We start from the raw sequence: 22,845 nt of genomic DNA, 5'->3' as shown, positions 1-22,845 counted from the left end.
GGGTTCCGTGAACCAGGTCGGGCGCCATCTCGGGGGCTCCCCGAACAGGATGTCAGCGGGGTCCACGGCCGCGTCCCTCACCGGGGATCGATCGGGGCGGGGAGCGCACGAGGCCGGCGAGCTGCGCCCGCCCTCCCGAGTAGGCGCGAGGCCGGCGCCGGGAGCGAACGCCGCCTCGGGCCGGGCCCGACCGCTACGGCGGACGCTCCGGGGCGGGGCGTGCCCCGTGTCCGGGCGGCGTGGCCCACGAAGGTCTGTCGGCGAGTGCGGCGACGGTGGCCGCGACGGGCCGCGAGAGCACCGGAGGAACGGGGCCGCCCGGCGCGCGTGTAGGGTCGGGCGCGCACGAGAGCGAGGGGAGGCGCGGTGGTGGACGTCCGGATCGCGGAGGGGGTCGAGGTCCCCGAGGTCAGCGGGGACCGGCGCTGGGTCGTGGGCGCGGTGATCATCGATGATCGCGGACGCGCGTTCGCGCAACGCCGCTCCCCTGAGCGCCGGCTCTTCCCCGGCTGCTGGGACATCGTCGGCGGTCACGTGGAGGACGGCGAATCGGTCGTGGAGGCCCTCGCGCGGGAGATCGCCGAGGAGACCGGTTGGCGGCTCACCGAGGTCGTCGCGGACCTGGGGGCCCTGGTGTGGACGCCCGACGACGGGGTGGAGCGTCACGAGGTGGACTACCTGGTGCGCGTCGCCGGGGACATGACCGCTCCGGCGCTGGAACCGGGGAAGCACACCGAGTTCGCCTGGGTGGAGGAGACGCAGATCGGCATGCTCGTCGACCCCTCCGACCCGGGGCACACCTTCGTCGCGGACCTCGTCGCCCGTGGGCTGCGCAGCGCGCGGGCCCTTGACGGCTGAGGCCGCGCGGTCGCTCCTTTGGCCGCCGTGTTGCCCGGTCGGGTCCGCGGCCGCCGGGCCGTCCCGCTAACGGCGGCCGCCCGCCTCCTCGACGAGGCGCACCGCCGCGGGGATCGCCCCGATGAGGTCCGACGCCGACACCGGGGCTCCGTCGTGGGCCAGCCTGCCCGCCAGCCCGTGCAGGAAGGCCCCGCACATGGCCGCCGCTCCCGGCGTCAGCCCTCCGGCCAGCAGGGCGCCGGACAGGCCCGACAGCACGTCCCCGCTGCCCGCGGTCGCCAGGAGCGGGGTCCCCGTGGGGTTGGCCACCGCGGGGGCGCCGGGCTCGGCGATGACGGTCGTGGAGCCCTTCAGGAGCACCGTGCAGCCGTACTCCTCCGCGGCGCGGGTGGCGTGCTCCAGCCTTCGGGCCTCGATGTCGTCGCGTTCGGTGCCGGGCAGGAGCCGGGCGAGCTCGCCGGCGTGCGGCGTGAGCAGCGTGGGCGCGGTGCGGTCGCGTACGAGGTGGGGGCGCCGTCCCAGCAGGGTGATCGCGTCGGCGTCGACCAGGACGGGGCGATCGCCGGCCAGTACCGTCTCCAGCTCCACCTCGGCGGCGGGGTGCAGGCCCCGCCCGGGTCCGATGACCCAGGCGCCGACGTGTGTGGGAAGCCGTCCCGCGGGGTCGGTCGGTTCGAGGACCGAGGCCACCGCCTCCGGCCAGTGCCGGATCACCTCGGCGGCGACGCTCTCCTGGCCGATGTAGCGGACCATCCCGACGCCCGCGCGCAGCGCCCCGCCGACCGCGAGCACGGCCGCCCCCCGATAGCGGCCGCTGCCCGCCGCCACGGCGAGCACTCCGCGGCGGTACTTGTCGGATTCGACCCCCGGCCGGGGCAGCAGCGCCGCGATGTCGTCCGCGCGGGGCGCGCACAGCCGGGGTGCGGGAAGCTCGGGTCCCAGTCCGATGTCCACGAACTCGACGACCCCCGCGTGTCCGGCGCCCGGGTCGACGAACAGTCCCGGTTTGTGGGTGCCGAAGGTGACCGTGACGTCGGCGTGGACGGCCTCCCCCTCCACCGCCCCGGTATCGGCGTCCACCCCGCTGGGAAGGTCGACGGCCAGGACCGGCGCTCCCGAACGGGTGGCGTATCCGGCGAGGACCGCGTGGGAGGCACGCAGCCCGCCCCGTCCCCCGATGCCCACGAGCCCGTCGATGACGAGGTCGGCCGCCGAGATCTCGCCCTCGGCCTCCTCCGCCCCCACCAGGCGTCCCCCGGCCGCGCGTAGCGCGGCGAGCCCTGCCTCGTGCACGCGAGGGCCGGCCGGCACGGCCCGGACGGCGGCGCCCCGACGGGCCAGCGTCGCGCCGGCGTACAGCGCGTCGCCTCCGTTGTCGCCGCCTCCGACGAGCAGCGCGACGCGGGCGCCGTACACCCGCGGCAGCATCCGCGCGGCGACGGCGGCCAGGCCGGCGGCCGCCCTTCGCATCAGTGCCCCTTCGGGCAGCCGTGCCATGAGCGCGCCCTCGGCCCTGCGAACGGTGTCCACGGTGTGTGCCTCGCGCACCCGGCCTCCCTCGTCGTCCCGGCGGTCCCGTGCCCCGGTCCGCCCACGATATTCCCGTCCAGGGCGGGGACCTCGCGCGGCCCGGCCCCGCCCGGCCGGGAAACCGGTTCCACGGTGCCGGGCGATGTCGCGTACGGTCTGAGGAATCGGTCCTCCCCCCGGGCCCGTACCGGCGCCACCCCGCCACTGATTTACTTTGTTCCAGCCAAAATTCGTTTTCCGGCATCGAATAGCAGCACGGGACTGTCCCCATGACCTATACCGACGACCGCGTCGCGGCCGACGCCGGCCTCACCGACCGAGTCGCACTTCTCCAAAACGCCATCCACAAACTGGGCGCGGACGTCATCAGGCTGCAGACACAGCTCTCCGAGCTCGCCGCCACCAACGCCCAACGGCCCGAGGAACCCCGCTCCGCCACACCGTTCATCTTCAACATGTCCCGGGACGCCTACCGGGGGGAGCTCGCCTCCCTGGTGGGCTGGGTGGACGACTTCCTCGTCCCGGTCTACCTGGGCTCCACCGGCGCCTGGTGTCCGGTGTGGTGGGAGCACCACGAGGCGGTGGGACGGTTGCACGCCCTGCGGCTGGCCTACATCGAGCTGTCCGACACCTCGACGGCGGGCCCGTCGGGGCCGGGGTTGTGGCACCGCGACCATCTCGACCCGACCCTGGACCGGCTGCGTTCGCCCGACGGCCCGTTCGCCGCGTGCCTGTCCGCCGCCGGGCACGTGGAACGTCGGCAGGCCGGACACGTGGAGAGACGGCCCACCGGCTCGATCTGACCCCTGGTGCCCCGGGACGGGGAACGTCCCGGGGCGCCGCCGGCCTAGACCCGGATCACGTGGGGCACGAACGACGAGGTGTCGTCCGTGATGAGACCGGTCGTCTCGCGGATCCCCAGGCCCGCGGCCTCGTCGCCGACCACCCAGGTCCCCAGCGTCGGGTGCTGCCCGTCGTGCTCCGGCAGCGGGTGGAAGTCCTGGAAGACGTAGCCCTCGGCGCCGTAGTCGCCGGGCGTCCGCACCAGCTCGCCGTGCGGCGTCACGATCCGCATGCTCGCCCCCTCGCGGCCGAGCAGGGGTTTGGCGACGTAGGACTCCAACGGCCCCGGGTCGCCGAGGTAGGCGGGCAGCAGGTTGGGGTGGTCCGGGTACATCTCCCACAGGATGGCCAGGATCGCCTTGTTGGACAGCACCATCTTCCAGACCGGCTCGATCCAGGGCAGCGTCTGGAGGTGCTGGAGGATGAGGGGGCCGAACCTGTCCTTGACCAGCCACTCCCACGGATAGAGCTTGAAGACGGCGGTGATCGCGCGTTCCTCCAGGTCGACGAACTCGCGCGCGGCGTAGTCCCAGCCGATGTCCTCCAACGCGATCTCGACGGTGGGAAGGCCGGCCTGCTCCGCGGTCTCCTGGAGGTAGGCGGTGGTCAGGGCCTCCTCACCGGTCTCGTCCTCGTTCGTCCAGGCGAAGTGGAGGGTTCCGGAGGGGAGCCGGGGGCCGAGCTCGGCCCACCGGTCGACGAGCCGCTCGTGCAGCGAGTTCCACTGGTCCCCGTCGGGGAACCGGTCGCGCATCCAGTGCCACTGGATGATCGCCGACTCCACCAGGCAGGTGGGGGTGTCGGCGTTGTACTCCAGCATCTTCGGCGGGGCGGAGCCGTCGTAGACCAGGTCGAAGCGGCCGTAGAGGTGGGGGTCGCGGCGCTGCCACGAGGCCCGGATGGACGGGGCGACCCAGTCGGGGATGCCCAGTTCGGCGAACCGGTCCTCGGCGACGACGTGGTCGACCGCCTCCAGGCACATGCGGTGCAGTTCCTCCACCACCGCCTCCAGGCGCAGGACCTCCTCCATCTCGAACTCGTAGTGCACCGACTCGTCCCAGTAGGGCCGGGACAGGTGTCCGGGGTGGACGGCCCGGTGGAATCCCAGGCCCTGTGACTCGACGATCCGCTCCCAATCGGGGCGGACCGCCCCTCCGCTGCGTCGGATCACGGCCGTTCAGCCTCCACCGCTGCCGCCGCGGCCGCCGGCGCCGCCGCGGGAGATGGTGGTGCCGCGCTCGGTGACGATCGTGACGCCGCTGGGGCGCGTGACGGTGCCGCCGCTGACCCGCTGCCCTGAGCGTGAACCGCCGTAGTAGTAGTGGTATCCGCCACCACCGCCGCCGGCGGTGGCCCCGTTGTCGTCGCAGCGGTCCTCATCGACGGTGCGGTAGGACCCGTCGGAGTTCCGGCTGTCACGGTCGACGCAGTAGGCGGTGACGGTGTCGTTGCTGGAACATCCGGCGATGGTCAGGGAGAGCGCACCGACCGCGCCGATCAGGACGGCCGGCGAGCTCTTGCGTGGTCTGGGGCTCGGGGGGTGGTGCGCCATGGGGGTATCCGGCCTCCTCCGGGGTCTGCTACGGGAGGGAGAGTTCTCCGCGCATCAGGGATGGGACGGGTCTGTGCATGACGGCGTTCCCTCACGCAGAAGGATTTTTCTTCTTAAATCGTCCGGAACCGGTCAGGTCTTACGCAAGCGGACACGGCGCACCCGGTGCCCCTCCCCCTTGTACAGCACCAGCGTGGCCCGTCCCCGGGTCGGCACGATGTTCTCGACCAGGTTGACCTCGTTGATGGTCCGCCAGGTGTTCATCGCGAACGCGCGCGCCTCCTCCTCGTCGACGCTCGTCGCCATCGAGTGGAAGTAGGAGCGCGGATCGGAGAACGCGGTACGGCGAAGCTCCAGGAAACGCTCCAGGTACCAGGAGCGGATGTGCTCGACCCGCGCGTCGACGTAGATGGAGAAGTCGAAGAAGTCGGCCACCGCCAACCGTCCCGCCGAGGGCGGCTGGAGCACGTTGATGCCCTCGACGATGAGGATGTCGGGGCGCCGGACGGTCTGCACCGCCCCCGGGACGATGTCGTAGGCGAGGTGGGAGTAGACCGGGATGTCCAGCTTCGGGGCACCGGCCTTCATCTCGGAGACGAAGCGCACGAGGGCGCGCCGGTCGTAGCTCTCCGGAAACCCCTTGCGGTTCATGATGCCGCGCTCGGTCAGCACCGCGTTGGGGTACAGGAAGTTGTCGGTGCTGACCAGCTCGACGTGGGGGTGGTCGGGCCACTGGGCGAGGAGGGTGCGCAGCAACCGCGCCGTGGTGGACTTGCCGACCGCGACGCTGCCGGCGACACCGACGATGAAGGGCACCGGCCTGTCGTCCTCGCCGAGGAAGTCCCGCACCGCCCCGTGGCGCTGCCGCGTCGCCTTGACGTAGAGATTGAGCAACCGGGACAACGGCAGGTAGATGTCGCGCACGTCGTCCAGCGAGGTCGGGTCGGCCCTGCCGCGCAGCTCCTCAAGCTCGGCCTCGGTCAGCGACAGGGGGGTCGCGGCGCGCAGCGCCGCCCACGCCTGACGGTCGAGCTCAACGTACGGCGTCGAAAAGCCGTTTTTCGTCGGTTGATACACGTTTGCCCACCCTAGATGAGGGGGGATGGTGCCCCGACAGTCGCCCTCCGGCACGGACGTCCCCGGCCACTCCCCCTCCACCCCATGCCCGCCCCGGAGACGTTCAATGGATCGGCGCGGCACGCGCCGGGATCGAGGGGGAAACTCCAAGGACCTCTTGTCCGGCGCAAAGAGATGACACGTCCCCGCTCTCCCCGGCCCTCGGCATGGTTTATTGAAGAGGTCGAAGCGGTCGATACGCAGGACGGGAATCGGTCACCATGTCCGGCACCGACATCCGTAGTGGACATGCGCCTCGCCGGCCGGAGGGACCCGCGGCCTCCTCTCCGGTCGCCGGCCGTGTGTGGGCGGCGACGCGCATCTGCCTTGGCCTGGTCTATCTGTGGGCGTTCTTCGACAAGACGTTCGGGGCCGGGTTCCCCACACCACCCAAATACGCCTGGCTCACCGGCAACAGCCCGACCCTGGAGTTCCTCAGTGGTGCGCGCGGGCCGTTGTCCCACCTGTTCCGTTCCCTGGCCGAGAACCGTCTCGTCGATCTGGTGTTCATGGCGGGCCTGTTCGGGATCGGCGCCGCCCTGCTCCTCGGCATCGGCATGCGCGTGGCCGCCGCGGCCGGGGTGGTCATGATGGCGCTGCTGTACCTCACGGCCCTGCCGCCACGCGTCAACCCGCTCATCGACGAGCACGTCGTCTACGCCCTGGTCGGTGTCGGGCTGGCCGCGGCCAACGCCGGCGACGTCTGGGGGTTGGGGCGCCCTTGGGCCGCCACCCGGCTCGTGGGCCGGTTACCCTGGTTGCGCTGACCGGACACGGCCGGAATTTTTTACCCGGCCGGAGGGATGTCCCCCGCGGGGGCTCCCTATGCCGTGACGTGCGCGAGGAGCTCTCTCTTTACCAATTGGTCTATACCGCTACCTGCGAAAATTCCGAATGGCCTAGGTCTGAGAACTCTCCTCCATTGGTTACGCTGACGCTCATGTGTGGAATCGTTGGCTACGTCGGGCCGAAACCGGCGCTTGAGGTCGTCGTGGACGGCCTGGCAAGGCTGGAGTATCGGGGATACGACTCCGCGGGTGTCGCCGTCCTCTCCGACGGCAGGCTCGAAACCGAGAAGCGGGCGGGCAAGCTCGCCAACCTGCGCGCGGCGCTGGAGCAGACCCCTCGCTCCGCCGACGGCATCGGTATCGGACACACCCGCTGGGCCACGCACGGCGCCCCGACCGACATCAATGCCCATCCCCATGTCGACAACGACAACCGGGTGGCGGTCATCCACAACGGCATCATCGAGAACTTCGCGCCGTTGCGCCTCGCCCTGGAGGAGCGTGGCTGCAAGTTCACCTCCGAGACCGACACCGAGGTCGTCGCCCACATGCTGGGCGAGGAACTGAAGGAGCGCGGCGACGGCGATCTCGCCGCGGCCCTGCGTTCGGTCTGCAAGCGCCTGGAGGGCGCCTTCACCCTCGTCGCGGTCTGCGTGGACGACCCGGACCTGGTCGTGGCCGCCCGCCGCAACTCCCCCTTGGTCGTCGGCCGCGGTGACGGCGAGAACTTCCTCGCCAGCGACGTCGCCGCCTTCATCGCCCACACGCGCAACGCCATCGAGCTCGGCCAGGACCAGGTCGTGGAGCTGCGACGCGACTCCATCACCGTCACCGACTACGACGGCGCGCCCGCGCCGATCCGCGAGTACCACGTCGACTGGGACGCCTCGGCGGCCGAGAAGGGCGGGTACGAGTACTTCATGCTCAAGGAGATCGTCGAGCAGCCGCGCGCGGTGGCCGACACCCTCCTGGGTCGTGTCGGGGTCGACGGCACGCTCACGCTGGACGAGATGCGCCTGTCACCGGCCGACCTGCGCGACATCAGCAAGATCGTGATCATCGCCTGCGGCACCTCCTACCACGCCGGGCTGATCGCCAAGTACTCGATCGAGCACTGGTGCCGGATCCCCTGCGAGGTCGAGGTCGCCAGCGAGTTCCGCTACCGTGACCCGATCCTGGACCGCCAGACCCTGGTCATCGCCATCTCCCAGTCCGGCGAGAGCATGGACACGCTCATGGCGGTCCGCTACGCGCGCGAGCAGCGCGCCCGCGTCCTGGCGATCTGCAACGTCAACGGCTCCACGATCCCCCGGGAGTCCGACGGGGTGCTCTACACCCACGCGGGGCCTGAGGTCGGGGTCGCCGCGACGAAGACGTTCCTGACCCAGCTCGTCGCCTGCTACCTCGTGGGCCTCTACCTGGCCCAGGTGCGCAACCTGAAGTTCGGCGACGAGATCAACGCGATCATCGAGCAGCTCGCGAACATGCCCGAGCAGGTCGAGAAGGTCCTCGACACCGTCGAGCCCGTCCGCCGGCTCGCCCGTTCCCTGGCCGACGCCAGCACCGTGCTGTTCCTGGGGCGGCACGTCGGCCACCCGGTCGCCATGGAGGGTGCGCTCAAGCTCAAGGAGCTCGCCTACATGCACGCCGAGGCGTTCGCGGCCGGAGAGCTCAAGCACGGCCCGATCGCGCTGATCGAGGACAACCTGCCCGTGGTCGTGGTGGTGCCCAGCCGCGAGGGCCGCAGCGTGCTCCACGACAAGATCGTCTCCAACATCCAGGAGATCCGTGCCCGGGGTGCCCGGACGATCGTCATCGCCGAGGAGGGGGACGAGACGGTCCGGCCCTTCGCCGACGAGCTGATCGAGATCCCGGCCGTGCCGACGCTGCTCCAGCCGATCGTGGCGACCGTGCCGCTCCAGGTCTTCGCCTGCGAGTTGGCGCTGGCCAAGGGCAACGACGTGGACCAGCCGCGCAACCTCGCCAAGAGCGTCACCGTGGAGTGACCCGAGGCATGGTAGGCGTGGGGGCGGGCCGCGGGCCCGCCCCCTGTCTTTTCCCCTCCCCGGTCGTGCCGGCCGCGTCGCGGACCTGGCGGGTGACACCGGGGAGGAGGTGCGCGGTGCCGGGTTCGGGGAGGGAGCGGCGCGCCGGGCGCGACCGCGTTCAACGCCCTCCCGCTCCGTCCGGCTTCCGCGTCGGCGGCCACGGCGATCGGGGACTCCCGCCCTCTCGAACCGGGTGATCCCGCGCCGGCATCGGGCGCGGCGAGGAGGTCACCCGTTCACCTCGTCCGGCCCCGCCCCTCCGACGCGGTGGGCGATACCGCCGCCGGAGCCCGGATCGGCTCCGCTTCGGCGGCCCGGCCGGTCTCCTCACCGGCCCTCTTCGGGGACGGCCCCGGCACCCACGCCGTTGCCCGCGGGAGCGCCCACCCGCGGTTCGGCACCGGCGTCTGCGGCCCCCTGACGCGGCATCCGGCCGGACGGGAAGAACGGGCCTACGCCGGATGACGGTGCTCCGCGGAGAGAAGCGGGGGATCGCCCTGGAGCTCGCCGCCTCTCGCCGGGCAGCGGCGTGTGCCACCGGGCGGCCCCGGGCGCGGAGCGCTCACGGTATACACGCTACGGAGCGAGGCCGGCGGCCCCGCCTTCTTCGTGGACCCGGCAAGCCCGCGGCACCGCCACGGCGACGCCGCCCCGCCCGGAGCGCCCCACTGGGCCGGACATGGCAGCGCGCCGGCCCCCTTGGGGGAGCCGGCGCGCGAAGGACCTCGGACGGGTCAGCCGAGCGCGGACTTGACCACCCCGGCCAGCCGGTCGGCGACCCGCTGGGCCTGTTCCTGGTGGGGGGCCTCGACCATGACGCGGACCATCGGCTCGGTGCCGCTCGGGCGGATGAGAACGCGGCCCGAGGAGCCCAGCTCCGCCTCGGCCTCGGCGACCGCCCCGGTGACCTCGCTCGACGTCGCCACTCGGCCCTTGTCGACGTCGCGCACGTTCACCAGGACCTGCGGCAGCCGGGTCATGACCTTGGCCAGTTCGGCCAGGGCCAGGCCGCGCCGGCTCATCGCGCCGAGCAGGTGCAGACCGGTCAGCAGGCCGTCCCCGGTGCTCGCGTGCTCCAGCAGCACGACGTGGCCGGACTGCTCGCCGCCGAGCGAGTAGGAGCCGGCCCGCATCGCCTCCAGCACGTAGCGGTCCCCGACCGGCGTCTCCACCACGGTGACGCCGGCCTCCTTCATCGCCAGTTTCAGTCCGAGGTTGGACATCACCGTCACGACGAGCGTGTTCTCGGCGAGGCGGCCGGCCTCCTGGAGTTCCAACGCCAGGATCGCGAGGATCTGGTCGCCGTCCACGACGGAGCCGTCCGCGGCGACCGCCAGGCAGCGGTCGGCGTCGCCGTCGTGGGCGATGCCGGCGTCGGCGCCGTGCTCGCGCACCGCCGCGCGCAGGGCGTCGAGGTGGGTGGAGCCGCACCCCTCGTTGATGTTGAGGCCGTCGGGAGCGTCGCCGATCGTGATCACCTCGGCGCCCGCGCGGCGCAGCGCCTCGGGCGCGACGCGGTGCGAGGCACCGTTGGCGCAGTCGACGACGACCTTGAGCCCGTCCAGGCGGTTCGGCAGGGAGGCGACGACGTGGGCGATGTAGCGTTCGGCCGCGTCGGGGGCCTCGGTGACGCGCCCCACCGCGTCGCCCACCACCGGCTCCACGGGGACGCCGAGCCGCGCCTCGATCTCGTCCTCGACCGCGTCGGGCAGCTTGTGGCCGCCTCGGGCGAAGAACTTGATGCCGTTGTCGGGGGCCGGGTTGTGGCTGGCCGAAAGCATCACGCCGAAATCGGCGTCCAGCTCGCCGGTGAGGTGGGCGACCGCGGGCGTGGGGAGCACTCCGAGGCGGATCACGTCCACCCCCGCGCTCGCCAGTCCCGCGACGACCGCGGCCTCCAGGAACTCCCCTGAGGCGCGCGGGTCACGGCCGACCACGGCGAGCGGCCGGGGACCGGTGTGCCGGCCGTCGGACAGCACTCGCGCCGCCGCGATGGAGAGGTCCAGCGCCAGCGAGGCGGTGAGATCGCGGCCGGCGACCCCCCGGACTCCGTCAGTACCAAACAACCGAGCCACGAACCAATCGCCCCTTTTCGTCCTGGAGACAATGGAGAACACTGTTTTGAGACCGGGGTGCACGGATTCTGTTGAGTACACCCGGGATGACGATGTCGAGAAACAGCTATGGCCCGCACTGGCCACCCGTTCTCGAAAAACGGGTGCCCGGCGGGCCGTAGCTGGAACCGGCGCGAACAGCGACCGGGATACCAGACGGAGTGGTTACCGCTTGGAGTACTGCGGGGCCTTGCGGGCCTTCTTGAGACCGGCCTTCTTGCGCTCGACCTCGCGGGCGTCGCGGGTGAGGTAACCGGCCTTCTTCAGGGTCGGACGGTTGTTCTCCGGGTCCAGCCCGGCCAGCGCGCGGGCAAGACCGTGGCGCAGCGCACCGGCCTGACCGCTGGGGCCACCACCGTTGAGGCGCGCGAAGACGTCGTAGGCCTCCTCGAACCCGAGGGCGACCAGCGGTTCCTTGATGATCTGCTGGTGGACCTTGTCCGGGAAGTAGACCTCGAGCGGCTTGCCGTTGATCTTCCACTCGCCGGAGCCCGGGGTGATCCGGACGCGGGCGATGGCGCTCTTACGGCGGCCGGTACCGGCACCGGGGCCGGACGCGGTGGGGACGTACCCGGCGGCCGGGGCGTCCGGCGACTCGCTGGTGTACTCAGCGGGGTACTCTTCGGGGTTGTCCTCGAAGTCCTGGGTGGCGACGTCTTCGATGCCGGTGGGCTCGACCACGGTTCTCCTCGTACTTCCTTCAGTCTCGCAAACGCCTAGGCGGGCTGCTCGATCTTGGTGATTTCGAACGGCACCGGCTGCTGGGCCTGGTGCGGGTGCTCCGAGCCGGCGTAGACCTTGAGCTTCTTGGCCATCTGGCGGCCGAGGGAGTTCTTCGGCAGCATGCCCTTGACGGCCTTCTCGATGGCGCGCTCGGGGTTCTTGGCGATCAGCTCGCTGTAGGCGACGGAGCGCAGACCGCCGGGGTAACCGGAGTGCCGGTAGGCCCGCTTCTGCTCCAGCTTCTTACCGGTCAGCGCCACCTTGTCGGCGTTCACGACGATCACGAAGTCGCCGGTGTCGATGTGGGGCGCGTAGTACGGCTTGTGCTTGCCTCGGAGCAGCGTGGCAACGTGGCTGGCCAGCCGCCCGAGCACGACATCGCTGGCGTCGATGACGTGCCACTGACGCTGGACATCGCTGGGCTTAGGGCTGTATGTGCGCACGATCGTATGCCTTCGTCTCAGTCGGCGGGGTCCATCCCCGCGAACGGAGATGGGGAACTCGTATTACTGGCCGGGCCGCCCATTGCGGGGACTCACCCGGTGATTGAGTGCGCAGACGGTGATGCGTGATCGGCGCCCAACGCGAATGTGGGAACCCACGGCAACTCAACGCACAACGACGGAGAATCATAGCCGTCGGACACGCCACAGGTCAAAACGACCCATGATCATACTGCTTTCCGTCATGGATCGGCCAGTGGCCGCGTCACACCGCTCGATTACTCCACTCTCATTATGCCTTGCCGTAGGAGTGCTTGGGCCACACCACGGGGACCCGACGCGGTACTTCGGGGCGTCGGTGAGGTCGCTCTTCCCCGCGGGACAGGCGACGCCGGCCGGGAGGTGAGTTCGGGGGAGACGCCCGTCATATCCTCCCACTGCGCCGGGAAGCGACCGCTACAGTCGCGTTCAGGGGCCTTGCCGCACGCCGCCGAACAGGCGTCCCGTGGGGCCGGGACCCCTACGGTCCCGGGGCACCGACACGAGGAGGTCGGAAGGCACAGTGAGCATAGCGCGTGACCGCGGTGGCGCCATCCCCGAGAAAGGCGCGCGGGGAGGAGGCGCGCCGCCCTCCCCCGGCCGCGTTTCCCGGCTCCGCGAGGGCGCCGGTCCCCGGAACGGGCGCCCTCGCCCCGAAAGGGCTATCCTCACCCCGCACGACCGGCTCCACCGGTCGTGTCCGCCCCGGGTCCGATGATCCCCAGGTGTCCTTCGACCGTCCCGGGTGGCCGGGACCGGCCCCGCGGACAGCGTCGCCCCCTCATCTCCCCGGCCGTGTCCTCCCCGCCGAGGTGGGGGCCGGGGACGCCGCCGGCGCGGGCGGCCGGCCGAAGGACGATCGCGGGAGACCGAGGGCGGCACCCGACCGATCGTCTCCACCCCGCTTCCCCGCCCCTCCCACCCGGGGCCACCCACCCCCTCCACAGGGCGGCGGCCCTGCCGGCGAGAGGCCGGTGAGTCCCTTCCACGGGAGGGGCGCACCCCCCGAGGATCCAACCGCCGCCCCAGGAAAGTCTCCGGAGTTCTCCCATCGCAGCACATCCGAACGAGCCCGCAGGTGGCCAACCAGACCCTGCCGGCCGACCACCCCAGCCCCCCACGCCGCCCGCGGGACAGTTCCCCCCGGACGGTTCAGGTCGCCCCTCCGGGCCGCAGCCCCCTTGGGGTGCGCCTCCCCCGCCTCCCGGCGCGTGGAACGGCCCCTCGGGAGCGCAGCATCCCCCGGGGCCTCCGGTCCCCCCTACCGGCGCGCGGCAACCGATGACGCCCCCGTCCGGCCCCGGCGCTCCCCCTCAAGGGCCGCCCCCCGGGGCCGGAGGCCCAATGCCCCGGCCCGGGCAGCCCCCGCAGCCCGCCTGGCACGGCCAGGGGCCCCCGCCGACCGGCCCGCAGCGGCCGCCGCAGGGTCCACCCCCGGGGCCTCCGCAGGGCTTTCAGGCCCTGCCTCCGGCCTCGGGCACCCCCTCCGCGCCCTCCTCGCCCGGAATGGGTGCGCCCGGCCCGCAGCGGCCACCTCAGGGGCCCCCGCCGGGGATACCCGGCCCCGCGGGACCGCCGCCCGGCCCGGGGGCGCGGCCTCCCCTGCCGCCGGGGATGCCCGGTGGTCTTGGCATGCCGTCGTATCCCACCGGTCCCCAGCAACCGCGCCACCCCGGCCGGCAGGCCGAGGGGGGCGGCCCGGGTGAACCCCTGCGCGGCCGGGTCATCCCCCCGGGTGGCGAGGCCCCGGCCGCCGAGCCCGTGTTCAACGCCGCCCCCTCCCCCGCCGAGGCCGACGACGAGGGGGCCACCCAGGTCTTCTCCCCCGTCTCCGAGGAGCCCGTAGGCGCGACCCAGGCCATCCCCCCGGTTCAGGACGACTTCTACGGGGGCCGGCCGATGTTCCGGGACGAGGTGCCGCCGCGTTCCGCCGAGTCCACCGCCCAGTTCGACCTGTCGGGCATGGACGCCCCCGGGGAACGCCCGTCCCGGCGGCGTTCCGGCTCTGAGCGGCCCCACCGCCCCAAGGGCCCGGGCAGGTCGGGCGGCCTCCCCCGGAACAAGGGGCTCCTCCTGGCCGGCGGATTCGCCGCGCTGCTCCTCCTCGGTGGCGGTGGCGCGTTCCTCGTGGCCTCTGGGGGGTCGGGAGAGGGCTCGGGAGAGTACGACGTCGCCCGGGTCTCCAACGAGTCGACCGACGGCGATCCCCTGTCCGCCGGCGCCCTGTTCCCCGACACCGAGATCGAGGCCGCCGGCGAGACCTTCACCCTGGTCATCACCGACGAGACCGACCAGTGCGCGACCACCGCCCACGGCGACTACGGCGACGTCCTCACCGAGAACGAGTGCCGTCAGGTGCTGCGGGCCTCCTACGTCAACGAGGCGGGGGACCACGCGGTCACGGTGGGGGTGGCGGCCATGCCCGACGCCGACAAGGCCGGCGCGGCCCAGGAGGCCCAGAACCTCGCCGAGAGCCGCTGGTTCTCGGGACTCGCCGGCGAGGAGGGCAGCGGCACCGAGCGGATGGACATCGCCGGCGGCCACGGCGCGGGTGGCACCTGGGGGCGCTACATGGTGTTCGCCCTGGCCGCCAACAGCGACGGACGGGTCTCCGAGGCGGACGCCTCCCAGCTCGCCGAGATCAGTCAGGAGTTCGTCAACGTCCCGTTGAAGGCCCTGGGCGAGCGCGCGCGGGACTGACCCGGCCGGTCCCACGGAAACGGGGCGGCCCCCGGACCACATCGGTGGTCCGGGGGCCGCCCCGTGTCACGTGCCCGTGGCGCTCACCCCTCACCGGCCGGCGTGCGCACCCGGCGGGTCGCCACCGCGCGCGCGGCCAGCTCGGCGTCGGGCGGATAGGCGACCTCCTCCAGGGACAGGCCGTGCGGGGGAACGACGTGGACCGCCGAATCACGTACCCCCGCGGCCAGCACCCGCCCCGGCCAGTCGGTCTCGCGACGGCCGTCGCCGACCGCCAGCAGCGCGCCGACGAGCGCGCGGACCATGTTGTGGCAGAAGGCGTCGGCCTGCACCGTTCCGGCGTACAGGTGGGGTTCCTCCTCCACCCACTCCAGTCGCAGCAGCGCCCGGATCGTCGTGGCCCCCTCGCGACGGCGGCAGTAGGCGGCGAAGTCGTGCTCGCCGAGCAGGGCCGCGGCGGCCTCGTTCATCCGCGCCAGGTCAAGGGGTCGCTTGTGCCAGAGCACGTCACGGCGGCGCAGCGGGTCGACTCCTCCAGGAGCGTCGCTGACCCGGTAGACGTAGCGCCGGAACAACGGGGAGAAGCGGGCGTCGAACCCCTCGGGGGCCGGGCCCACCGCCCGCACCCGGACATCGGCCGGCAGCACCCCGGCCAGCCGGCGCAGCAGCCGATCGGCCTCCTGCTCCCACAGCGCGGCGGGCACGTCGAGGTGGGCCACCTGGCCACGGGCGTGCACCCCCGCGTCGGTGCGCCCGGCGACGGTCAGCTGCACCTCGTCCAGCCGCAGCACCCGGGCCAGCGCGCTCTGCACCTCCCCTTGGACCGTGCGCCGGCCCGGCTGTTCGGCCCAGCCGGAGAAGTCGGTGCCGTCGTATGAGATGTCCAGCTTCAACCGGACCAGGTCGTCGGGGCTCATGCCGGTGCTCCGTCCTTGGGTCGGGCGCGGCCGTGGCGGATCGGCGGCGTGCCGGCCGCGCGGGGGTGGGACGACGAGGTGCCCGGCCCCCTGTGCGGGGACCGGGCACCTGTTCGCCGGAAAGGCAGGACGGGTCCTACTTCTCCTCGGGCTTGGTCTCGCCCTCGGCCTGGGAGGTCTCCCCCGCCTGAGCGGTCTGCTCGGAGGTGGTGTCCTCGGCCGGCTGGTCCGCGGCCTCCGGAGCGGCGGCGGTCTCCTCGGCCGGCTCGGCCGGGGTGGAGACGACCTTCGCCGGAGCGGCCTCGACCAGCTCGATCACGGCCATCGGGGCGTTGTCGCCCTTGCGCGGGCCGATCTTGGTGATGCGGGTGTAGCCGCCGTCGCGGTTCTCGAACCGCGGGCCGATCTCGGTGAAGAGCTCGTGAACGACGCTCTTGTCGGCGATCTTGGCCAGCACCAGCCGACGCGCGTGCAGGTCGCCGCGCTTACCGAGGGTGATGAGCTTCTCCGCGTACGGACGCAGGCGCTTGGCCTTGGCCTCCGTGGTCTTGATGCGACCGTGCTGGAACAGCGAGGTCGCCAGGTTCGCCAGCATGAGCCGCTCATGTGCCGGGCCGGAACCCAGGCGAGGCCCCTTCGTTGGCGTGGGCATGGTGTCGTTCTCCTAGTGATGCGGTCCTCGACCAGGCACGCGGCCGTGGACCATCGGGCGACGTCTTCTAGTACTGCTCGGTCTCGACGTAGGACTGGTCGTCCTCGTCGGCACCGTAGGAGTCGGCCGCGCTCGTCGGGTCGAATCCGGGCGGGGAGTCCTTGAGCGACAGCCCCATGTCGATGAGCTTCTGCTTGACCTCCTCGATGGACTTCGCACCGAAGTTGCGAATGTCCAGGAGGTCCTGCTCGGAGCGGGCCACGAGCTCACCGACGCTGTGGATGCCCTCGCGCTTCAGGCAGTTGTAGGAACGGACCGTGAGGTTCAGGTCCTCGATCGGCAGCGCCAGGTCGGCGGCCAGGGCCGCGTCCGTCGGCGAGGGGCCCATGTCGATGCCCTCGGCGTCGACGTTGAGCTCGCGCGCCAGGCCGAACAGCTCGACCAACGTCTTGCCGGCGCTCGCCACCGCGTCGCGGGGGCGGATGGACGGCTTGGTGGTGACGTCCAGGATGAGCCGGTCGAAGTCGGTGCGCTGCTCGACACGGGTCGCCTCGACCTTGTAGGTGACACGCAGGACCGGCGAGTAGATCGAGTCGATCGGGATGCGACCGATCTCCTGACCCGGCTGCTTGTTCTGCGTCGCGGAGACGTAGCCGCGGCCGCGCTCGACCGTGAGCTCCATCTCCAGCTTGCCCTTGCCGTTGAGCGTCGCGATGTGCAGGTCGGGGTTGTGCACCTCGACACCTGCCGGCGGCGCGATGTCGGCCGCCGTGACGACGCCCGGCCCCTGCTTGCGCAGGTACATCAGGACCGGCTCGTCGTGCTCGGAGCTGACCACGAGACCCTTGAGGTTCAGGATGATCTCGGTGACGTCCTCCTTCACGCCGGGCACGGTGGTGAACTCGTGCTCGACGCCCTCGATGCGGATGCTGGTGACAGCCGCACCGGGGATGGAGGAGAGCAGGGTACGACGCAGCGAGTTGCCGATGGTGTATCCGAAGCCCGGCTCCAACGGCTCGATGACGAACCGGGACCGGAATTCGGAGATCGACTCCTCGGTCAGGGTGGGGCGCTGAGCGATCAGCATGATCCGTGTTTCCTTTCCCACGACCGCCCGCTATATGACGGTCACTGGACGGCCCCGCGGATGCGGGGCCTTCTGCCCTGGCCCCGGGAACCACGAGAGGTCCCGGGACCGGTGCGACGAGGGCCGCTCGGTCGGGTCAGACCCGGCGGCGCTTCGGGGGACGGCAGCCGTTGTGCGGAACCGGCGTGACGTCCTGGATGGAGCCGACCTCCAGGCCGGTGGCCTGGAGCGAGCGGATCGCGGTCTCACGACCGGAACCGGGGCCCTTGACGAAGACGTCCACCTTGCGCACCCCGTGCTCCTGGGCACGGCGCGCGGCGGCCTCGGCGGCCATCTGCGCGGCGAAGGGGGTGGACTTACGCGAGCCCTTGAAGCCGACCTGCCCGGAGCTCGCCCACGAGATCACCGCGCCGGTCGGGTCGGTGATGCTCACGATCGTGTTGTTGAACGTGCTCTTGATGTGAGCCTGTCCGTGGACGATGTTCTTCTTTTCCTTGCGGCGCACCTTACGCGCGGCGCCCTGACGGCCCTTAGGCGGCATTCCTCAAACTCCCAAGATCATCGGTCCGTGTCTCACCGGACGCGAAACGTCGTGTCCGGACGGACTACTTCTTGCCGGCCTTCTTCTTGCCGGCCACGGTCTTCTTCTTGCCCTTGCGGGTACGCGCGTTGGTCTGCGTCCGCTGACCGTGGACGGGGAGGCCACGGCGGTGACGGATGCCCTGGTAGCTGCCGATCTCGATCTTGCGGCGGATGTCGGCCTGGATCTCGCGGCGGAGGTCACCCTCGACCTTGTAGTTGGCGTCGATCCAGTCGCGCAGCTTGACGAGGTCGTCCTCGGTGAGCGCGTGGACACGGGTGTCGGGGTTGACGCCCGTGTTGCGGAGGGTCTCGGCGGCGCGGGTGCGACCGATCCCGAAAACGTAGGTGAGAGCGATCTCCACCCGCTTGTCGCGGGGGAGGTCAACGCCGGCAAGGCGTGCCATCTGGGCGAGCTCCTTCGTGGTTGCGGAGGTCTCTCCCGTTGCCGTGGCCCTCTCGTCGCCCAACGACGAGGCCCCGGCCTCCGACCGGGGGTGGTTCCCCAGTGCCGTGGCACCCGGGGAAACGGAACGGGACTTCGAACTACCGCCGCCGGGCCGTCGGACCGGTGCGGCGGGGTGATGCGCTCAAGAAGGCTGGGTCAGCCCTGACGCTGCTTGTGCCGCGGGTCCGAGCAAATGACCATGATCCGGCCGTTACGGCGGATCACCCGGCACTTCGCGCAGATCTTCTTGACGCTCGGCTTGACCTTCATGGTGGCTCCGAACTCGGTGCGCTCCCCTGGACCACGGCGGACGCGGCCGGGGATGCGCGTTACTTGTAGCGGTAGACGATGCGCCCGCGCGTGAGGTCGTACGGGCTCAGCTCCACGACGACACGGTCGTCGGGAAGGATACGGATGTAGTGCATCCGCATCTTGCCGCTGATGTGGGCGAGGACCTTGTGCCCGTTGTCGAGCTCCACACGGAACATAGCGTTGGGTAGGGACTCGATAACGGAGCCCTCGATCTCGATGGCGCCGTCTTTCTTAGCCATGTCCTCCACGCTTCGTTCATCGACTGAGTTGACTGAATTGACCCGACGCGGGGATCACCCCCGCATACGCGAGGAGCACGAGAGAGACGTCAGCCTCTGACCCGGTAACCCGAACTACGTCGGGATTCTGATCACTGGAAGATCAGGTCAACTGCAATAGCATACGCCAACGCGACGAACGGACGCGAATGAAGGCAGACCGACCCAACAGCCCGCGTGTGGGCACACCCAGTCTAGCGGGTTCGACCCGGTCCCCACGCCCTTGTCAGGGCGCGTCGCCCCCACGGCGGGCGATGATCGCGCCGATGGTGATGAAGGCCATGACCACACCCCAGGGACCGGCCACCCACAGGAACCACGGGTAGTCGCTGCCCCCTCCGGCGAGGTAGGCGATCAGCCAGATCAACAGGCACAGGGTGTTGACCCCGGCCCACAGCAGCCACGGGATCAGCAGCGCCGGATCGCGAAGCGCCGAACCGGCACTCCGTCCGGCCGGGACGTGCTCGGGCACCACGGGAAGATCGGCGAGGTCGCGTTCTGGCAGGTCCGCGGTGAGCGGGACGAGCTCGCCGAACGTCCGGGCCTGATAGACCTGTTCCAGCCGGGTGGTGAACTCGCTGTCGTCGAGACGCCCCTGTGCGAAGTGCTCCTGGAGCTGCTTGGCCACCCGGTCACGATCGGAGTCGGAGGCCCTGGTCTCCGGGGAGAACTCGGACATGCGGTTCACCATCCCCATCCTCACGTCGGGCCTCTCGGCCAAGGGTCCGCCACCGATCATCGTAGTCGTGCGGCGCACCCTTCGGTCCGGCTCCTGAGGACTCAGAACCCCGGGTCGGGCAGCCCCAGGCGGGCGATGGTCTCCCGGTTCTCCTCACGCGCGGTCAACACGAGCGGGCCGTCCTCGGTGATGGCCACCGAGTGCTCGAAGTGTGCCGAACGCTTCCCGTCGCGGGTGACGACCGTCCACCCGTCGTCGAGCTGGAGGACGTGCCGGGTGCCGAGGTTCACCATGGGCTCGATCGCCAGGCACATCCCCTCGACCAGCTTGATACCGCGGTTGGGCCGGCCGTAGTTGAGGACATGCGGTTCCATGTGCATCTCGGTGCCGATGCCGTGGCCGCCGTACTCCTGGACGTTGCCGTAACGGCCGCGCGTGTTGATGGCGGTCTCGATGGCGTGCCCGATGTCCCCCAGGCGGTTGCCCGCGCGGGTGGCGAGGATGCCCTGCCACATCGCCTCCTCGCACACCTCCATCACCGTGCGGTCCTCGTCGGAGACCTCGCCGACCGCGACCGTGATCGCGGAGTCGCCGTGCCAGCCGTCGAGGATGGCCCCGCAGTCGATGGCGATGATGTCGCCCTCGGCCAGCACCCTGGTGGCGCTGGGGATGCCGTGGACGACCTCCTCGTTGACCGAGGCGCAGATGGAACCGGGGAAGCCGTGGTAGCCCTTGAAGGACGGCACGGCCCCCGCGTCACGGATGCTGCGCTCGGCGATGGCGTCGAGGTCGAGCGTGGTCATGCCCGGACGGACCGCCGCGCGCAGCGTGTCAAGGGTGCGGGCCACGATCCGGCCCGCGGCCCGCATTTTCGCGATCTCAGCCTTCGACTTCAGCTGCACCGCGTCTTGCCCTTTGCGAAACATCAATCCTTGCCCTTGAGAGCGGCCAGGGCGCGCTCCGTGACCTCTTCCACGGTGCCGGTGGCCGTGATCGCCACGAGGATGCCCTCCTTCTCGTAGAAGGACACCAGGGGGGCGGTCTGTTCCCGGTAAACGTCCAGACGGTGGCGGATGGTCTCCTCGCGGTCGTCATCGCGCTGGAAGAGCTCACCCCCGCAGGAGTCGCAGACGCCCTCCGTCGCCGGCGGGTTGTAGACGACGTGCTGGACGTGGCCGCAGGAACGGCAGGTCCGTCGTCCGGAGAGACGACGGACGACCTCCTCCTCGTCGACCTTGAGCTCCAGCACCACGTCCAGGCTCCGGCCCATCTCCTGCAACATCTTGTTGAGGGTCTCGGCCTGCGCGACGTTGCGCGGGAACCCGTCGAGCAGGAACCCGTTCTGCGCATCCTTCTCGGCCAGCCGGTCACGGACCATCGCGTTGGTGACCTCGTCGGGGACGAGGTCACCGCGGTCCATGAAGGCCTTGGCCTGCTTACCCAGTTCTGTGCCACCGCTGACGTTGGCACGGAAGATGTCCCCGGTGGACACCTTCGGAATCGACAACTCTGACGCCAAGATTTGGGCCTGGGTGCCCTTACCGGCTCCCGGAGGTCCCACCAATACGGCACGCACTATCGCAGAAAACCTTCGTAGTTCCTCTGCTGGAGGTGACTCTCGATCTGCTTCACCGTGTCCAGCCCGACACCGACCATGATCAGGATGCTCGTACCACCGAACGGGAAGTTCCCCGCGGCCCCGGAGGCTCCGAGGGCCAGCATCGGCAGTAGGGCGATCACACCCAGGTAGAGCGCGCCGGGGGTCGTCAGCCGGGTCAACACGTAGTCGAGGTACTCGGCGGTCGGACGCCCCGGACGGATGCCCGGGATGAAACCACCGTACTTCTTCATGTTGTCCGCGACTTCAGCGGGGTTGAAGGTGATGGCCACGTAGAAGAAGGCGAAACCCACGATCAGCAAGAAGAACGTGACCATGTAGACCGGGTGGGTGCCGTTGGGGTTGAAGTAGGTGGAGAGGAAGTTCACCACCGAGTTGTTCGTGTCGTTGCCCAGCAGGCCGATGACCAGCTGCGGCAGGTACAGCAGCGACGAGGCGAAGATGACCGGGATGACACCCGCCTGGTTCACCTTCAGCGGGATGTAGGTGGAGCTGCCGCCGTACATGCGGCGACCCACCATCCGCTTGGCGTACTGGACCGGGATGCGACGCTGGGCCTGCTCGATGAACACGACCCCGGCCATGAGGATCAGGCCCGCGACCACGATGATCGCGAACACCCACGGCCCCTGCTCCTCCCAGATGCGCATCATGGAGGACGGGAACATCGCGACGATCTGGGTGAAGATCAGCAGCGACATGCCGTTGCCCACGCCGCGCTCGGTGATGAGCTCACCGAACCACATGATGATGCAGGTACCGCCGGTCATGACGAAGACCATCGTGATGAGGGTCAGCGGGTCCTGCTGCGGCATGTAGGAGCTGGGCACACAGGCGTTCTGGAACAGCTGCCCGGTGCGGGCCATGGCGATGATGCTCGTCGACTGCAGGACCGCCAGCGCGACCGTGAGATAGCGCGTGTACTGCGTGATCTTGGCCTGCCCCGCCTGGCCCTCCTTCTTCAGGGTCTCCAGGCGCGGGATGACCACCGTGAGCAGGTTCAAGATGATGCTCGCGGTGATGTAGGGCATGATGCCCAGGGCGAACACGGCGAGCTGGAGCAGTGCGCCACCACTGAACAGGTTGATCAGCGAGTACAGGCCCGCGGAATCGCCGGCCTGGACACCCTGGAGACACTGCTTGATGGCCGCATTGTCGATACCCGGCGCGGGAATGACCGAACCGAGCCGGAAGATCGTCAGGATGAATATGGTGAACAGCAGCTTGTTGCGCAGGTCAGGCGTGCGGAACGCACGGACGAACGCTCTTAGCACGTCTCCTCCTGCGAGGCTTCGGCGGCGGCGGAACCGTTTCGAGACATCGCGGCCGATCCTGGATCGTCGTTGAACGTCAGCGCAGGGCGTTCACCCTGAGCCCCGGTAGTTTCTTGGTAAGCAGATGGAACTTTAACAGCCATTCGGGAGCTTGGCAGGAAGAACGCCCCTACGCTGCGGGAACGCCCTTCCGGCGCACCCTCCGCGGAACGCGACAAGGGCGCCCGCCGGCACCGCACTCGCGTGT

At 70.6% G+C, this 22,845-nt stretch carries 23 protein-coding genes; 5 read left to right on the top strand and 18 right to left on the bottom strand.

Annotated elements, in window-relative coordinates:
* Positions 1 to 366 precede the first annotated feature (366 nt).
* Entirely contained in the window at positions 367 to 858 is a 492-nt protein-coding gene (locus ACYVHU_RS17000) for an NUDIX hydrolase (protein ID WP_498948967.1), read from the top strand.
* 66 nt (positions 859 to 924) lie between these two features.
* Here the strand turns inward: ACYVHU_RS17000 and ACYVHU_RS16995 are convergent, their stop codons facing one another.
* On the bottom strand, positions 925 to 2,406 hold the full coding sequence (locus tag ACYVHU_RS16995; RefSeq protein ID WP_078763292.1) for an NAD(P)H-hydrate dehydratase: 1,482 nt from the start codon (positions 2,404 to 2,406) through the stop codon (positions 925 to 927).
* 251 nt (positions 2,407 to 2,657) lie between these two features.
* On the opposite strand from ACYVHU_RS16995, the gene ACYVHU_RS16990 reads away from it, so the two are divergent.
* Positions 2,658 to 3,191, top strand: coding sequence for a DUF4913 domain-containing protein (locus tag ACYVHU_RS16990; protein ID WP_078763291.1), 534 nt, complete (start codon positions 2,658 to 2,660; stop codon positions 3,189 to 3,191).
* Between the two features lie 44 nt (positions 3,192 to 3,235).
* Here the strand turns inward: ACYVHU_RS16990 and ACYVHU_RS16985 are convergent, their stop codons facing one another.
* From ACYVHU_RS16985 to coaA, 3 genes are all read right to left on the bottom strand, one after another.
* A complete protein-coding gene (locus tag ACYVHU_RS16985; RefSeq protein WP_078763290.1) occupies positions 3,236 to 4,402 on the bottom strand; it encodes a glutathionylspermidine synthase family protein in 1,167 nt (388 codons plus the stop codon).
* Positions 4,403 to 4,408: 6 nt separating this feature from the next.
* Positions 4,409 to 4,783 (bottom strand): hypothetical protein, encoded by a 375-nt coding sequence (locus tag ACYVHU_RS16980; protein WP_078763289.1) that lies wholly within the window; start codon positions 4,781 to 4,783, stop codon positions 4,409 to 4,411.
* A gap of 132 nt (positions 4,784 to 4,915) precedes the next feature.
* Complete coding sequence (coaA, locus tag ACYVHU_RS16975; RefSeq protein WP_078763288.1) at positions 4,916 to 5,860, bottom strand: type I pantothenate kinase; 945 nt, start codon at positions 5,858 to 5,860, stop codon at positions 4,916 to 4,918.
* A 341-nt stretch (positions 5,861 to 6,201) separates the two neighbouring features.
* On the opposite strand from coaA, the gene ACYVHU_RS16970 reads away from it, so the two are divergent.
* Positions 6,202 to 6,666, top strand: a complete 465-nt coding sequence (locus ACYVHU_RS16970) for a hypothetical protein (RefSeq protein ID WP_498948965.1) — start codon at positions 6,202 to 6,204, stop codon at positions 6,664 to 6,666.
* Positions 6,667 to 6,839: 173 nt separating this feature from the next.
* Positions 6,840 to 8,693: a glutamine--fructose-6-phosphate transaminase (isomerizing) gene (gene glmS / locus ACYVHU_RS16965; RefSeq protein ID WP_432937051.1), complete on the top strand. Its 1,854-nt coding sequence runs from the start codon at positions 6,840 to 6,842 to the stop codon at positions 8,691 to 8,693.
* Positions 8,694 to 9,469: 776 nt separating this feature from the next.
* Here glmS and glmM read toward each other — a convergent pair.
* The 3 genes from glmM to rplM form a co-directional block, all read right to left on the bottom strand.
* Positions 9,470 to 10,810, bottom strand: a complete 1,341-nt coding sequence (glmM, locus tag ACYVHU_RS16960) for a phosphoglucosamine mutase (protein ID WP_078763285.1) — start codon at positions 10,808 to 10,810, stop codon at positions 9,470 to 9,472.
* 204 nt (positions 10,811 to 11,014) lie between these two features.
* Positions 11,015 to 11,530 (bottom strand): 30S ribosomal protein S9, encoded by a 516-nt coding sequence (gene rpsI, locus ACYVHU_RS16955; protein WP_078763284.1) that lies wholly within the window; start codon positions 11,528 to 11,530, stop codon positions 11,015 to 11,017.
* A gap of 35 nt (positions 11,531 to 11,565) precedes the next feature.
* A complete protein-coding gene (rplM, locus tag ACYVHU_RS16950) occupies positions 11,566 to 12,015 on the bottom strand; it encodes a 50S ribosomal protein L13 (RefSeq protein ID WP_078763283.1) in 450 nt (149 codons plus the stop codon).
* A gap of 1,671 nt (positions 12,016 to 13,686) precedes the next feature.
* Between rplM and ACYVHU_RS16945 the strand changes: the two genes are divergently transcribed.
* Positions 13,687 to 14,754 (top strand): hypothetical protein, encoded by a 1,068-nt coding sequence (locus ACYVHU_RS16945; protein WP_432937056.1) that lies wholly within the window; start codon positions 13,687 to 13,689, stop codon positions 14,752 to 14,754.
* Between the two features lie 83 nt (positions 14,755 to 14,837).
* Here the strand turns inward: ACYVHU_RS16945 and truA are convergent, their stop codons facing one another.
* The 11 genes from truA to secY form a co-directional block, all read right to left on the bottom strand.
* Positions 14,838 to 15,671: a tRNA pseudouridine(38-40) synthase TruA gene (truA, locus tag ACYVHU_RS16940; protein WP_078763282.1), complete on the bottom strand. Its 834-nt coding sequence runs from the start codon at positions 15,669 to 15,671 to the stop codon at positions 14,838 to 14,840.
* 136 nt (positions 15,672 to 15,807) lie between these two features.
* Positions 15,808 to 16,323 carry a 50S ribosomal protein L17 gene (gene rplQ / locus ACYVHU_RS16935; RefSeq protein ID WP_078763281.1) on the bottom strand — a complete coding sequence of 172 codons (516 nt, stop codon included), beginning with the start codon at positions 16,321 to 16,323 and terminating at the stop codon, positions 15,808 to 15,810.
* 67 nt (positions 16,324 to 16,390) lie between these two features.
* Complete coding sequence (locus ACYVHU_RS16930; RefSeq protein WP_078763280.1) at positions 16,391 to 17,410, bottom strand: DNA-directed RNA polymerase subunit alpha; 1,020 nt, start codon at positions 17,408 to 17,410, stop codon at positions 16,391 to 16,393.
* A gap of 136 nt (positions 17,411 to 17,546) precedes the next feature.
* Positions 17,547 to 17,951 (bottom strand): 30S ribosomal protein S11, encoded by a 405-nt coding sequence (gene rpsK, locus ACYVHU_RS16925; RefSeq protein ID WP_078763279.1) that lies wholly within the window; start codon positions 17,949 to 17,951, stop codon positions 17,547 to 17,549.
* A gap of 64 nt (positions 17,952 to 18,015) precedes the next feature.
* Complete coding sequence (gene rpsM / locus ACYVHU_RS16920) at positions 18,016 to 18,396, bottom strand: 30S ribosomal protein S13 (RefSeq protein WP_078763278.1); 381 nt, start codon at positions 18,394 to 18,396, stop codon at positions 18,016 to 18,018.
* 197 nt (positions 18,397 to 18,593) lie between these two features.
* Positions 18,594 to 18,707 (bottom strand): 50S ribosomal protein L36, encoded by a 114-nt coding sequence (gene rpmJ, locus ACYVHU_RS16915; RefSeq protein WP_013156136.1) that lies wholly within the window; start codon positions 18,705 to 18,707, stop codon positions 18,594 to 18,596.
* Positions 18,708 to 18,766: 59 nt separating this feature from the next.
* A complete protein-coding gene (infA, locus tag ACYVHU_RS16910; RefSeq protein WP_017593374.1) occupies positions 18,767 to 18,988 on the bottom strand; it encodes a translation initiation factor IF-1 in 222 nt (73 codons plus the stop codon).
* Positions 18,989 to 19,253: 265 nt separating this feature from the next.
* A complete protein-coding gene (locus tag ACYVHU_RS16905) occupies positions 19,254 to 19,706 on the bottom strand; it encodes a DUF1707 SHOCT-like domain-containing protein (protein ID WP_078763317.1) in 453 nt (150 codons plus the stop codon).
* Between the two features lie 101 nt (positions 19,707 to 19,807).
* Complete coding sequence (map, locus tag ACYVHU_RS16900; RefSeq protein WP_078763277.1) at positions 19,808 to 20,632, bottom strand: type I methionyl aminopeptidase; 825 nt, start codon at positions 20,630 to 20,632, stop codon at positions 19,808 to 19,810.
* Positions 20,632 to 21,282, bottom strand: a complete 651-nt coding sequence (locus ACYVHU_RS16895; protein WP_078763276.1) for an adenylate kinase — start codon at positions 21,280 to 21,282, stop codon at positions 20,632 to 20,634. Before ACYVHU_RS16895 ends, map begins: the two co-directional genes overlap by 1 nt.
* Positions 21,282 to 22,598, bottom strand: a complete 1,317-nt coding sequence (secY, locus tag ACYVHU_RS16890; RefSeq protein ID WP_078763275.1) for a preprotein translocase subunit SecY — start codon at positions 22,596 to 22,598, stop codon at positions 21,282 to 21,284. The genes ACYVHU_RS16895 and secY overlap by 1 nt, the downstream gene beginning before the upstream one ends.
* Positions 22,599 to 22,845: the final 247 nt, after the last annotated feature.

The organism is Marinactinospora endophytica, assembly GCF_054780875.1.
The sequence above is the reverse complement of the archived record's forward strand: the minus strand, read 5'-3'. Positions and strand labels throughout refer to the sequence as shown.